Here is a 13,703-nt window from a genome sequence, read left to right as displayed (position 1 = left end):
TAAAAAACAAAGCTATTTCCTTAATACTGTATATATTTGATTTAATAAACTTTTATCCGTTTCTTTTGTATCCTGCGTAATTTCCCAAAACATAATTCCACCCAAATGCTGTCCTTTCACATATTCTGCTTTACGTTTAATAGCAGGTATGCCATCATAATAAAGCAATCCTACACTATCCTTCAAATGGGCATCCTGCTCCGGGTACAAATCCAGTATCTTCTTATAAGGAAGTGCCTGCGCATCATCCGCACGATGTTTACTTGAGAACTTATACCCATAAAAAGGTACACCTGCTATCAGCTTCTCCTTAGGCAATTTTCTATTATTCAGCCAATGGTGTATAGCATTGGTAAAAAACTCCCAATCAGAATGTGGGCCTGTGACTGTACCAGACCACGGGCCTGTCTTATCATAAATCATCAGACTGACAAAATCAAGATATTGGTGCATCGTATTGTTGAAACAATTATAAGTGCCAAAACCGCCATTATCCCAACTGGCATTCACTGCTGCAGTTATCAGTTTATGAGAACCTACTGCACCCCGTAATTCTTTATATAAAGATTCCAATGCCTTACGTCTCTCCAAATCCAGCTTACTGGCTCCTGCACGTCCCCCTTCCCACTCTTCATAATCCACATCAATACCATCCAATCCAAGTTCATCTATATTTTTCTTCAAGTTCTTTATCAGAATGCCCCGTTTCTTCTTGTCTAAAATCACTGACGAAAAACTTTTAGAACTTCCACCACCAATTGATAGCAATACCCTTACATCATGCTTATGAGCCTCATCAATAATATAACGGTTTGTACAGACAGCTTCTGTATCTATCGTACCGTCACTTTGTACAGTCCCGAATGCCAGACAAAGATGAGTCAGGCTCTTCCAATCAGGCATATAGGGCATTGCCCACATTGGCAAATAACCTACCACCTTAGAAGATGCCGGACAGTCAGCCCATATCTTCCCCACTCCGCACATCAATATAGATAATCCCACTAATATACTTCTCCGAATAATCTTCTTCATTATAATCGTATTTTATTTTTGTGTTACGAAAGCATATATGTTCCCGCCAAAGTCTGCGGCAATAAGCACATTCCCGGAAATAGCAACCGAACTGAACACTGGTGCCCCCGTTTCATGTTTCCATACAAGTTGCCCATTTTCCTTATTCACTCCGTAAATCGTTCCATCCGATGCCCCTACATACACCGTATTTCCAGCAAGTACCGGGCTCGTTTCAACAGTTGCCGAATATTTGCCCGAATAAGGAGAAGTGAGAACCAGCGCACCGTTAGTCTTGAATTTCCATTTTATATCAAAAGTTTGATTATCCAACGCAATCAGACCATCCCTCGTTGAGCCGAAAATTATTGCGTTATCAGTCAACAAAGGAGTGGAAGTCACCTCTACAACAAAAGGCAGTTCTTTTCGTGCAATTACTTTACCGTTGCCAGTTTTCATAATGAAGAGCGATTTATTCGAAATAATATAAAGCAAGTCACCATGGATAGCCGCCGAAGCTCCACGATTGCGCAAACCGTCTGCTGATGCTTTCCATTTCAACTTTCCCGTAGCAAGATCATTAGCATATAAAGCCCCCCATTGGGAAGAACCAATCAACACATTCTCTCCGACGGACAATGTCGCAGTAGCTCCCATATTTTGCCCCCAACCAGTGTTTGTCCAAATTTCTTTACCATCCTTTATACTGATGGCACAAAGCCCTTTACCTGTTCCGGCATAGACAATACCATTGGAAACCACCAATCCTTCAATTAATGAAGATAAAACGTTTACAGATAACTGTTTTTCCCAACTTAATTTACCGCTTTCTGCATCAATTGCATACAGATAGCCTTGCGCATCTTGTGCCAACACTTGCCCGTTACCTATTGCAATCGTATTTTTAATTGAATTACGCACCGGATATTTCCAGAAAAGTTCGCCTGTCTTGTCATCAAGGCAATATACATGGGCTTCACCTTTCAGATTTTCATCAACGGATGCGATATAAATTTTTCCATCATATACTAAAGGGGATGTCATATAGATATTAGCCCCGACATTTTTAGTCCACGCCAGTTGCAACGGCTGCTTCAGTGCCATCTGATTCTTTGCGGCATGTTAAGGGTTACCTAGCAGATTTTCCCAATTCCCGCCCAATGTCACTTCCGTAAGGGTGTCCTGACAAGTAAAGGTTCTTTCACTTCCGACTGTCTCACCATTATTAAAACAAGCTTTCAGTTCAAGGGTAACTTTCTTTCTCTGCTGTTCAACAGTCAAAGGAATATTTGTATTCCAACACCAGTCAGTAGCCTGCTGCAATCTTTTATTAGAAAATAGAATCTTACCGTCTACCAGACAAGTATAAGTGACTTCCTTTACCGGAGTCTCTGACGAATAAACATTCACCACTAACGGGATCCCCCCCGACTCGAAAACCGGCATTTGCCCCTCCACCGGAGAAGAGATCTGTATCCTTTTATTCAAATAAGTATAACGAAGTTCAGATTCGAAATTTCCTTTCTTGTCTACATGCATCACCCGGAAAGCATTGGTAGAATGGTCAATACCACCCTTATCAGGTGTAGACGTTGAAACAGAAAATGCATTTCCCCATTTCTTCATATAGTTAATATGCCAATGACCATATACCCAAGCTTTCAGGTTATAGTCACTCAAGTTAATTTGTTCCTGCTCATTAATCCCATAAATGAACTGGTTGTTGTGAGTAATCAAATCATGACTAAATATAACGATCGGTTTTCCTTGAGGAATCTGCCCGATATCATTTTTCAGCCAACGATATACATCTTCTTTTGTATATTTCGGCTTAAAGTCTCCCCTAAGCATCGGAGTAACAATGTAATGCGTGCTTCCCACATCAAAGGAATAATAAGCCGGACCATAAATACTCTCGAACAATTCTTCCCCGTATTGTCCTTCCACCAAGTCATGATTGCCGATACAATAAAATATCGGACAATTCATATTGGTAGTATTCATCAACTCGATATGCGACTTCATTCCTTTTTCATAGCAGAGATCACCGGTATGGATAATAAAGGCTGCTTGTTCATTGGCCACATAGTCTCTCACATTACCTACCCAATCACCATGGTTTCCAACACCGGAAATCTCGGTATCGGTAATGTGCACATATTTATGACTTCCGTCTTTACGGATCCCTCCATCATAAGGCTGCAAACCAAAGTCATACGACTTCAATTTGCTATTAATACGGCAGTAGTATTTATTGTCGGCCTTATATCCTGAAGGAGTTGTAATAAAAATAAACAGTTCTTTAGCATGACCCGGCAGCGAAAAGGAACCATCATTGGCTGTTTTCACCACGTTCAGTCCATCGGAAACCAATACTCCCGACAAACCCTTTTCTCCTTTGTCAAAAATTCCATTGTTATTATTATCGACATAAACGTGCCCTGTATGAGCAGCCATACCACCTAAAATGATACCGTTCATCAGAGCCACGCTCAAAATTGCTTTTTTTATCATATAAAAATACATTTATTGAAAACCTTAAAGTTCCTTTGTAATTTAAAACTGACAGTATCCCTCTCCAAAATTGAAATAGATACTGTCAGTAGCTAAACTTCTTCATTGAGAAGTGAATTATTAAATCGACAATGAATGATGTTGAAGTTCTTGGGGGAGAAATTCAATACATATCTGGCAACAGCGAACGTTTTATAATTCCGAATCACTATTACATTAGAAATGTATTCATTGCCAACAGTAAAGATAAATGACTGTTCCCTTATTTTTTATAAAACACCTGTTTTTTCGCTCTAATCATGATATTTGTATTTTACGTAATCGAACAAAGCATAATTATCTTTAGTAGCAGGATGTTCACCTAAAAATTTAAGATTCTCTACGCTGCAAAAAATATAAAATGCAATTTCTTTCCCATATGTTTGCTGCACACTACTCAAAACCTCACCATCTATCATCCAATCAACTTTATATTTCCCATTAACAAGTGTTATATCAATTTCGAAAATATGCCATCCTGGTTTTATTTTGACAGTATTAGTATGATACGGATTCCCCTGAGTAGTCATATAACCTATTAATTCGTCATGAGCTGCATTCAGACTCGCACGAACCTCATCCTTTCCCGGCCCTATTTCAAAATCGATTTCATGCTTGTCGTCACAATAAAGCCAACAACCGATACTGCTCTGATCTCCTTTACCCATTTCAGAAATATAAGTTCTCCAGGTATACCGTCCTGTGGTATATATCCTGTCCTTTGTGCGCATCTTCTTCCGGTCGTCGCTTCCAGCACGAGTGTACATTTTCAGTTTACCCTTGCTAATTTCATACTGGATATTAGGATGCTTGTCCTGTTGCGTATATACCCACCCTTCAAGATTATTAAAGTTCCACTTTGCCTTTTTAGGAGATTGTGCATGCACCAGCATAGGCAACAACGCTAAAATGAAAACAATATATTTACCCATAAGATACCTTTTTAATCATTTTTATTTGCCGTAGGCTTGCTTACCCTTATCCAGTCCACTTCCATGATGGCAGGAAGCCCCATATCATCCGCCGGTCCTGCCCATGAACCTTCGCTACCCAGCGACATGTTCATGATGAGATAGAAAGAAGAATTTTCGGTAAATGGCCATTGCATTTTCTCCGCTTCATCGGGCAAATGCATGTTCGTATATCTCAATGTCTCTATGCCGTCAACGGTAAAAATAAGTTCTTCTGGCGTCCATTCCACACCGTAGATTCGGAAATTTTCGTAATCGCACTGCCATGTCACGGAACACTTGAATCCTAAATTATAGGTATAGTTCGTATGGACGGTCTGATAAACACCCTGTGTCTGCTTGACATGCTCCATGATATCGATTTCTCCACTAAACGGATTAGCTGCCGGATAGTCTGGATCGTGCTGTTGCGGCATCAACCAGATAGCGGGGAAATTTCCGTCAGGATGACGTGGGATGCGGGCGCGTGCTTCTACTTTACCGAAAGTAAAGCTCCAAAGATCTCTGGTCAAAATACCGCCGGTCTTATATTCCCCGTCTATTTTTTCGGCAACCAGCACCAAGTTGCCATCCTTTACGTAAGCCTGATCATAGCTTTCAGACATTTCATCAGAAGTTTCCGTCGATCCCTTCGGATACAGCTTCCATTTCGTCTGGTCGGGGATACCGTCCACATTATTGAAATCATCGAAGAAAAGCAAGTCGCGATATTCTTCCTTAAACTTGGAGAATTCAATAGTGTACACCGTAGCCACTTTATCTTCCGTAGTGATAGTGACCTCCTGCTCCTTCTTCCATGCATGAATCAAACTATTAGGTTCGGGAGAGATGGTAGCACCATCCATCAGTTTGTAGTCCACTTCACTGATGGTATTCGTATTCTCTATGGTACCGATCACTACTTTCCGCTCATTCTGGTCTATCTTTCCATGATAGTAGTCATCCCCCACTTTCACCGAGAAGGCCATCAACGGATAATTGTCCACTGCACCGTCGTTGTCACTGTCTGTACAACCGATAGTTCCTATGCCCGCGCATATTGAACTTAATAAAATTACAAGATATCTTTTAAACATATTAAAGCCTTTTTGTTGGTTAAAATCTTTTTTGTCGGTCATCGCCCGCATCAGAGTGCCTCACCGCATCTCCTTTGCGAGCAATGGCATTTACAAATCATTCGAATGGCTCGTAACTGATGGATTTGATAACGCAATAGTCTGTCGTGGTAAATTTTTGTGGCTGTACATAGATCTTCAATCCCTTAGATTCTTCTGTCCATAAATTATTTCTATCTTTTAAAAGTGCCACCTCTTTCCCGTCAACAACTATCTGAATATCTATTTTAGATGATTCATTTTCTTTGATAATAATCTCTATTCTGCGTATAGCATTCGCTTCTTCATGAGTTAGTGCATATTTTGAGTTATATCCTACATATCCTAAAGCCGCTCCAACCCAGGGACCACAACTTTTAGGGTTACTCGGATTTATAAAATAATTATACATACCTTCAGCTCCTCCATCCATATTGAGTCTAATACCAGCAGAACCAGTCAGATTGATTTCATCAAACTCAAAAGTAATACACCCGGTTGTTGTCCCAAACTTAGAAACGACTGTGCCGCCCACGCCAAGCTTTATATTACCATTTTCATCCGAAGTAACACCAGTGAGAGTAAATCCGGTGTTTCCCGCCTGGCTTATAGTTATTTTTGTCTCCATTCCAAGGGCAGTGTCCTCCGATACGATTTTAATTTCACCTGTACGGGTAGCAAATGAACCATTCTTTTTCACTGTGATTTTCAGTTCACTCGCGCTAAGTTTTTCCGTTGTTATAAAGTCGGCATATTTTTCATCCACTGCCGCTTTCCATTCAACATTCGCATTCACAGCAATAATCTTTTCTTCTCCCGCTTCCAGAATCACCAAATTGTTTTCTACCACCTCAAGATAGTTGCCGTCTTGTGTGATAGTAAAGGAGAATTCGCTCAGTTCTGTCTTAATGGTGACGGTACCCGTTCTTCTCGCACCTGTATTAGCAGGCAACGTAACAGTTACATTTTCCGGATTACTGTCATTTCTTCCTTCTCCGGACTTCGGATCCATATCCATCAGGAACTGTGCAGTAGTGGAAACACGCCACGCTTTGTTGGAAATGACACCAAACGTGATTTCCCCTCCGGTCGCAGGCGCAATTTGATTGTCGTAAACCACTTCGAGTTCATTCTTGGCCTCTTGCGTAATGGTAATCACTTTTGCTTCCTCAATACCTTCTCCTTTAATAGTCAGCGTTGCTGTTCTCGGTTCCAATTTCATGTTAGATTCAAGTGAAACAGTGACAGTTGCGGTCAGCGAACTGGCTGCACTCATTGCCGGTGTCACCTTGCACCATTGCTCACTACTTTCAATATTCCAAGGAGTATTGGAACTGATATTAAATATGATATCAGCCGGCGAAGTTCCCAAAGCCGTATAGCTATCCCTAGCATCGATTTCCATCTTCAAGACACCATCTCCCCATTGCTGAGAGTCAATTTCATACTCTTGACATGCAGTCAATCCTACTATATACCATGCGAGAATCATCATATATGACAATACGCTTCCATATAAATTTTTCATATATACTTTATTTTTTGATTAGACAAATAAGGTTACCATTCCGGATTCTGAGGATTCAGATTCGGATTCTTAAATAATTCATTCTGAGGAATAGGGTAAAGATTCATACACCCTTTCCACGTCCGATTCTCATACAGGTTTCTATAAAAACGCAAATTACCGGACTCATTCACAATTCTTACCCCATAAAGCAGCCGCTGGGTATCATAACCGATTTTCCATCTTCTGACATCCCAGAAACGATGATCTTCAAAAGCAAACTCAACACGCCATTCATTTTGTAACGCTCTCATGAACTCGTTCGGGTCGGAAATGTTCACAGGCGGCATTCCGGCATTTACTCTAACTTCATTCAAAGCCCATTCTGCCGACTTATTATCAAACTCTTTACCAGTATACTTCGGGTCTTTAAATGCGCAAACCATTGATTCTGCATAAGTCAGTAATGTCTCAGCATATCTGTATATCACCCAGTGATGTTTGGTCTTCACCTCCTGTCCGGGAGTGAAGCTGGTGGTGGGTTGGATATACTTACGTAGGAAGTATCCTGTGGGCGATCCGCCTTGCGACACCGGGACATCATCTGAACCACCGACAAATGTTTCAATCGTACTCCCCTTGAACTCCATACCGTTGGCCAATACAGCACGATAAAAACGAGGGTCTCTGTTTTCATACGGTTTCAGCGGGTCGAATGCCGGATCCTCGCATACCCATCCATTAGCTCCCAAAGTCACCGGATATCCGTTGACTGTTTCAAACGCGTCAACTAAGTTCTGCGAAGGGAAAGTGGAATAGCTGATATTGGCAGCCGGACGTTTGCCTAAAGTAAATCGTATCGGGAAATTATACAATTCAAAATTAGAGTTGTCTCCATTGGCTCTCATCAGTACCGCTTCCTTGGATGACAGATTATTGGCGGTTTCTCTATTATCCAACGAATAGATTCCGGTCTTTATCAAATCAAAAGCAGCTTTGGCGGATGTCTTCCACAACTCCACGTCCATAGACGGATTGTGAAGCTTGCTGGCTGCATAAAGCAATGCCTTCGACTTTAGCGCCATAGCAAAACCTTTGGTGACACGGCCCACTTCCGCTCCCGGCTCGTTGGCGTACGACACAGGCAGATTGTCACCGGCAGCCGCCTCGTCGCACGTCTCTACAATAAATCGGATAACCTCGTTGAACGGTGTCTTTCCGATACTATTCGCCTCTTCGGTAGACAACACCTCCAACGGCATGGCAATATCACCATAACGGCGTGCCAGCTCAAAGAAATAAAACGCGCGCAATACTTTAGCCTCATAAGGGAAGTATTTCAATTGCTTCATATTGTTCTCATAGGTGCCATCATATTCATAGCGAGAAAAATCCACTTCAGCAATATCTTTGATAAAAGCGTTTGCAGCCCGTACTCCATTATACAAATTCCATGCGGTATCGGTAGTCTTGATAGGCGACCAGTTACCATTGTTAAAGTTCTGTACAGTAGCTCCTATAGCCCCAAATTCAGCATCGTCGCTAGCACAATCGCGCATGGCGCTCCCAATCGTGCCAAAATCTTGCGGAATATAAGAATACACGTGTGTCAACATCCCTTTGGTCGTATTAAAATACTTATACATATCCTCCTTTGTTTTCAAACCATTCGTTTCATCGAAATCAAGATAATTGCATGATCCCAATAACATGGAAGATAAAAAGGCTGTTATAACATATTTAAATCTCATAATGCTTGTTTTTATTTATTAGAAATTAAGTTTAACACCTGCCCAATAGCTTCTTACAGACGGATAGCTGATACCTAATTGTTCAGGATCGGCAAAATCTATATTATCTAATGAGAAAAGATTGTTTCCTTGCACAAACACCTTGACATCGGCAAAATGAGTCATTGATTTCGGGAACGTATAGCTTACCAACAAGTTACGCAGTTTGATAAAAGAACCGTCCCGATACCATAAGGAACTGGATCTGTAGTTGTTCGCATTGTTCAGTGTCGTCAGTCTCGGCATTGTTGCGCTCTCCTTGTTCTCAGGCGTCCAGCAAGTTTCTCTATCCAAAAATGTCTTTGATATATTACCATTGTTCACTAACGGTTTGTATAACGGGCTGCTGAGCAGGTTTACCGTTTTTCCGGTCAATCCCTGAAAATCGGCTGTTATCTCCAATGCCTTGTACGAGAGGTTCAAGCTAAATCCAAAATAGAAACGGGGGACGGAAGATCCGAACATTTTCACCACATCCTTCTCATCGATGCGGTTATCACCGTTTTGGTCTTTATATTTAATGTCCCCCGGAGCAACGGTTGAGAAAGTCTGTACAGGGCTTTGGTTGATTTCCAACTGGCTGCCGAAAAAGCCCAACGCTTCAAGTCCGTATGCCTGTCCGATACGGTTACCTCTTTGGTATAAGTAATCATACTCCTGATAAGCTTCATTATTATTGATGATTTCTGTATTCAGGTAAGAAGCATTAGCACTGATCCCGTAACCGAAATCCCCTATGCGGTCATTCCAACCGAGTGACACGTCAAACCCTTTATACCGATTGACACCTTCGCATAAATTACCCACACCGATACCGACAATACCGGATATACTGTTGGTAGCCGACACAAGAATATCCGAACGCTCTTCGTAAAAACCTTCCAAAGCAAAGTTCAGTCGATTTCCAAAAGCAGCCAGATCGATTCCGGCAGTAACTTTCTCAGATCTCTCCGCAGTCAGTCCCGTGACAGGCAGTTTCCCTTCACTATTACCCCCTGCCGACGTAGCGTTGTAACCGAAAATATAACCGGTGTTACTGCCATACGTATAACGCCACAACTCATGATCAAGACCACCGTCCCATCCCGACAAACCGTATGATGCATGAATCTTCAACATATCGAGCGGTGTCTTACCTTTCATAAACTTCTCATTAGAAAGCAACCACGCTGCAGATACTGCCGGATAGTTCCTGAATTTATCCCCATCAGGCAAGTATGCGGAACCGGAGCGGTTGAATACGACATTCAATGAATATCGGTCATCATAGGTATAAGCGGCATTAAAGATATACGATTGGTTCTTTTCTGTATTATTCCTATTCTGCTGGATAGTCGACTGCATATCATAAATAAGCGAACCGAATACCTGATGTTTGCCAAACTGGCGTTCATAGGCGATTTTAGCTTGGAAATCGCTTCTCATCAGTAAACGTTCAAATGGTACACTATGTCCCAATGTTTCCGAATCCTTGCCATACACAATCGGAGAAGTAATCAATGTTCCGTCATCGCTCATCCGAGCGTAAGAATTCATATATTTATATTCTTTACTGCTCGTTTCCTGCATAGCACCTACATTGTCGAAAGAAACCATTACTTCCGCTGAAAGCCCATCGGTCAGCGCATCCAGTTCCTGACGTAAACGCATATCGGCCAACAGTCCTCCTGCCATGCTTCTTACATGACCGTAATCTTTCAGAAGCGCTACCGGGTTCTTCTCATTGTAAATAGTACTTCCACCGTAGATTCCTTCTTCGTATTGCACCGGGAATGCAGCGGACGGAGTATTGTAGACCGGAGTAAATATAGCACTCCGGCCATAACGAGTTCCATTCGTTTCTTTGAGGCTTCCTACCAGATTCGCTTTTAAGAATGTACTTTCAGTAATACTTACATCAATGTTGGTACGTAAATTCAAGCGGGTATCCGTAGGAGTTGTATCATAACGATCGTCTACAGAGTTTTCCTTCAACATAGAGCGGTCACGATAATAATCAATCGTTGTAAAGTAGCGGAACTTGTCATTTCCTCCGTTGAAAGAAAGCTTCAGATTATGAGTAAATCCTGTTTTATTCAGCACTTCATCCCACCAATTCACGTTAGGATAATGATAAGGATATGCGTTTGAACGAAATGCCTCCAACTCCTGTGTATTGTATTTAGCAACCAACCCGTCATTTCCCAAAGCTGTATTGAGCGCATTGGCATACGTATAAGAATCAGCAAACTCCGGAGAACGGAACTGGTTTGATACTCCAAAATTGTATTCCACTTTCACATTCAATCTGGCATTCTTCCCCCTTTTGGTAGTGATAAGCAAAACACCGTTCGCTCCCTTCATTCCATAAAGGGCGGCTGCCGCTGCGTCTTTCAACAGGTAACACGATTCTATCTCCTCCGAGGTAATGTCTGAGACGCTTCTGGGAATGCCGTCAATCAATACCAAAGGAGTGTGTCCGTGAAAAGAAAGTGAAGAGACATTATCGGGTGACGCCCCTGTACCTTGATAAACGTTCAATCCCGCGATTTTCCCATACAGTGCTTTAGTAATATTGATTCCGGAAAATTTTTCAAAAGCCGTCGAATTGACTCCTGCAACCGAATAACTGCTACTCGGCTTGTCAATATCCATTCCATAACCGATACTCAAAGTATCCGGCAAAGCTTGTTCTCCTGCTATTGTAGCCTGCTGCGCCTTTGCAAGTACGCAACAGCTGATAAGAGATGCGATGAATATATATTTTTTCTTGTTCATTGTTTCATTAAATTAATTAACGTGTGACAGATTACCATCCCGGATTTTGAGTCATTCCGTATTTCTTATTGATCTCATTTTGAGGAATCGGAGCCAGATACCATTTTGTATCCCAATGATCCACCCAATAACGGGGTACATCCAACTTCACCTTTTCAAATGTAAAACTTGTCGGATGATTCTTGTCGTTCCCTACACTTCTTAAGTTGTAAAGTTGCTTGGTAAAATCATCCTTACGCCCCCTGCGGACCAAGTCAAACCAGCGTACTTCTTCAAATCCGAATTCCAACGCTCTTTCTTTTATGACAGCCTCCAAAAATTGCTTGTTATCCAGATTGTCAGGAATAGCACCAAGCCCCACACGCTTACGGACTTCATTCACCAGTGCCTGCGCCTGTAGAGTAGGTCCGTAAAGTTCGTTAAGTATTTCAGCATAACTAAGCATGATTTCAGGCAAACGCAAATAAGGCCACTGTACCGGACGTCCGTTCCTATCACTTGCTTCCTGAAGATTAAACTTCATTATCAGGAATCCTTGTCCCGTCTTATAATCTTGATGATTGGTATACACGGGAGCTGTAGTTCCATTAAAATAGGTTTCTCCCGGACAAGCAACGTTTTCATACAAACGAGGATCCCTGGTCGGTATCAATTTATCTTTTTCTCCTACAGTGAAAAATGGTTGTTTAGGCGGATTCGCCCAGTCAAAATCTTTGGGGAATTCTGTTCCATCCTCCCACGGGAACATATCTACATAGTTCAACGTCGGGCTTGTATAATAACGTTGGGCATAATAAGTATCATGGATACTTGGCAAATATCCTTTCCGGATGGAAATAAGCACCTCCGTCCCTCCCCGGTCATAATATGCCTTACGATAAGCCAACCGTCTTGCACGATGCATATCCTCGGCCCCCTCTTCCGGAAGAATCAAGGAGTATTCGGGTTTACTTTCCAATTCGGTAAAAAACTGCCGGGCAGCTGTCTCAGCTCTTTCCCAACGGGCTTTATTATAATTACCGTAACAAGTATATTCATCCGCTTCCGGATGCCACTTCTCATCAGAATTGAATGTAGGACTTGCCGCCCAAAGCAAGACCTGTACTTTCAGTCCCATAGCTCCGGCCCTTGACATCCGCCCATCATTCAACGGAGTCTGTTTCCAATCCAAAACCGGAATGGCTTCATCTAGCAAATTCACAATATTATTGACAGTCGTTTCAAAAGTCTGCCGCGGGAAATTCATCGGTTCATTCACATCAACCGAATGGTCCAGCCAAGGTACACCGCCGACATACCTCATCATCCGGAAATAGGAGAGAGCAATCAGCACTTGAGCCTCTGCCACACGCTTGTTTCTTTCAGTGGAAGAATAATCGGGCACTTTATCCGCATTTTCAATGAATAGCCATGCATAGCGGATGGTAGTCCAATCGGAATGACCGGCATACATATAAGCTGCTTTTGTTGCAATCTCTGTGGGACTTAACAGACCGTTATAATACAACGTAGTAGGACCATCCCCGACATTGTTACGATAGCTATTGCATAAATCCGTTAAAGACTCAAGCACATTTCCTCCCAGCCTAGCCTCACCTGTGGTAGTTATCCCGTAAAGCAACCCTGTATAGGCTTTGGTCAGCACTTTATCGGCATTTTCTTTGGAAGAGAACATGACTTCCGTAGTAGCCCCCGAACTCTCCGGCTGGTTATCCAAAAAATCATTCCAGAAAGTCAAATCAGAGCAAGAAGACATCCATAACGCTCCCAATATGATACAAAATCCTTTTAATATATTGTTCATAAGTCGTTCCTTATTAAAAATTAAGATTCAATCCAAAATTGTATAGTTTAACCAACGGGTACTTACCGGCATTGCTAGTTACACTTTCCGGATCCACATACTTCATCGGAGTAAAGGTCAGTAAGTTATATCCGCTAAAAGTGATTCCAAGCGAATTGATTCCTATTTTTGGTTCTTCGTCAAATTTGGTGGTACTTCTTCTATTGTGAATAA

8 protein-coding genes and 1 pseudogene are annotated in these 13,703 nt (G+C 41.9%); all 9 read right to left on the bottom strand.

Annotated features, from left to right (window positions below; translation table 11 throughout):
* Nucleotides 1–12: 12 nt before the first annotated feature.
* Nucleotides 13–1,035, bottom strand: a complete 1,023-nt coding sequence (locus DXA54_RS05050; RefSeq protein ID WP_120079057.1) for a glycosyl hydrolase family 18 protein — start codon at nucleotides 1,033–1,035, stop codon at nucleotides 13–15.
* A gap of 12 nt (nucleotides 1,036–1,047) precedes the next feature.
* Nucleotides 1,048–3,525 (bottom strand): annotated as a pseudogene (locus DXA54_RS05045) (PQQ-binding-like beta-propeller repeat protein).
* A gap of 296 nt (nucleotides 3,526–3,821) precedes the next feature.
* Nucleotides 3,822–4,499 carry a hypothetical protein gene (locus tag DXA54_RS05040; protein ID WP_120079056.1) on the bottom strand — a complete coding sequence of 226 codons (678 nt, stop codon included), beginning with the start codon at nucleotides 4,497–4,499 and terminating at the stop codon, nucleotides 3,822–3,824.
* Between the two features lie 11 nt (nucleotides 4,500–4,510).
* On the bottom strand, nucleotides 4,511–5,614 hold the full coding sequence (locus tag DXA54_RS05035; protein WP_120079102.1) for a DUF4971 domain-containing protein: 1,104 nt from the start codon (nucleotides 5,612–5,614) through the stop codon (nucleotides 4,511–4,513).
* Nucleotides 5,615–5,711: 97 nt separating this feature from the next.
* Complete coding sequence (locus tag DXA54_RS05030) at nucleotides 5,712–7,160, bottom strand: BACON domain-containing protein (RefSeq protein ID WP_120079055.1); 1,449 nt, start codon at nucleotides 7,158–7,160, stop codon at nucleotides 5,712–5,714.
* A gap of 32 nt (nucleotides 7,161–7,192) precedes the next feature.
* Complete coding sequence (locus DXA54_RS05025; protein WP_120079054.1) at nucleotides 7,193–8,890, bottom strand: RagB/SusD family nutrient uptake outer membrane protein; 1,698 nt, start codon at nucleotides 8,888–8,890, stop codon at nucleotides 7,193–7,195.
* Between the two features lie 18 nt (nucleotides 8,891–8,908).
* Complete coding sequence (locus DXA54_RS05020; RefSeq protein WP_120079053.1) at nucleotides 8,909–11,686, bottom strand: SusC/RagA family TonB-linked outer membrane protein; 2,778 nt, start codon at nucleotides 11,684–11,686, stop codon at nucleotides 8,909–8,911.
* A gap of 31 nt (nucleotides 11,687–11,717) precedes the next feature.
* Entirely contained in the window at nucleotides 11,718–13,490 is a 1,773-nt protein-coding gene (locus DXA54_RS05015; RefSeq protein WP_120079052.1) for a RagB/SusD family nutrient uptake outer membrane protein, read from the bottom strand.
* 13 nt (nucleotides 13,491–13,503) lie between these two features.
* Nucleotides 13,504–13,703: hypothetical protein (locus DXA54_RS28380; protein ID WP_207903491.1), on the bottom strand; the 200-nt coding region annotated here is incomplete at its 5' end.

This window comes from Bacteroides sp. OF03-11BH (genome assembly GCF_003604005.1).
Lineage (GTDB): Bacteria > Bacteroidota > Bacteroidia > Bacteroidales > Bacteroidaceae > Bacteroides > Bacteroides ovatus.
This window is presented reverse-complemented; position numbering and strand designations above follow the sequence as displayed.

Bases quoted from the DNA above. Each gene is read 5' to 3' on its own strand.
- DXA54_RS05030 (WP_120079055.1), bottom strand. From the start codon at position 7,160: ATGAAAAATTTATATGGAAGCGTATTGTCATATATGATGATTCTCGCA.
- DXA54_RS05020 (WP_120079053.1), bottom strand. From the start codon at position 11,686: ATGAACAAGAAAAAATATATATTCATCGCATCTCTTATCAGCTGTTGC.
- DXA54_RS05040 (WP_120079056.1), bottom strand. From the start codon at position 4,499: ATGGGTAAATATATTGTTTTCATTTTAGCGTTGTTGCCTATGCTGGTG.
- DXA54_RS05015 (WP_120079052.1), bottom strand. From the start codon at position 13,490: ATGAACAATATATTAAAAGGATTTTGTATCATATTGGGAGCGTTATGG.
- DXA54_RS05050 (WP_120079057.1), bottom strand. From the start codon at position 1,035: ATGAAGAAGATTATTCGGAGAAGTATATTAGTGGGATTATCTATATTG.
- DXA54_RS05025 (WP_120079054.1), bottom strand. From the start codon at position 8,890: ATGAGATTTAAATATGTTATAACAGCCTTTTTATCTTCCATGTTATTG.
- DXA54_RS05035 (WP_120079102.1), bottom strand. From the start codon at position 5,614: ATGTTTAAAAGATATCTTGTAATTTTATTAAGTTCAATATGCGCGGGC.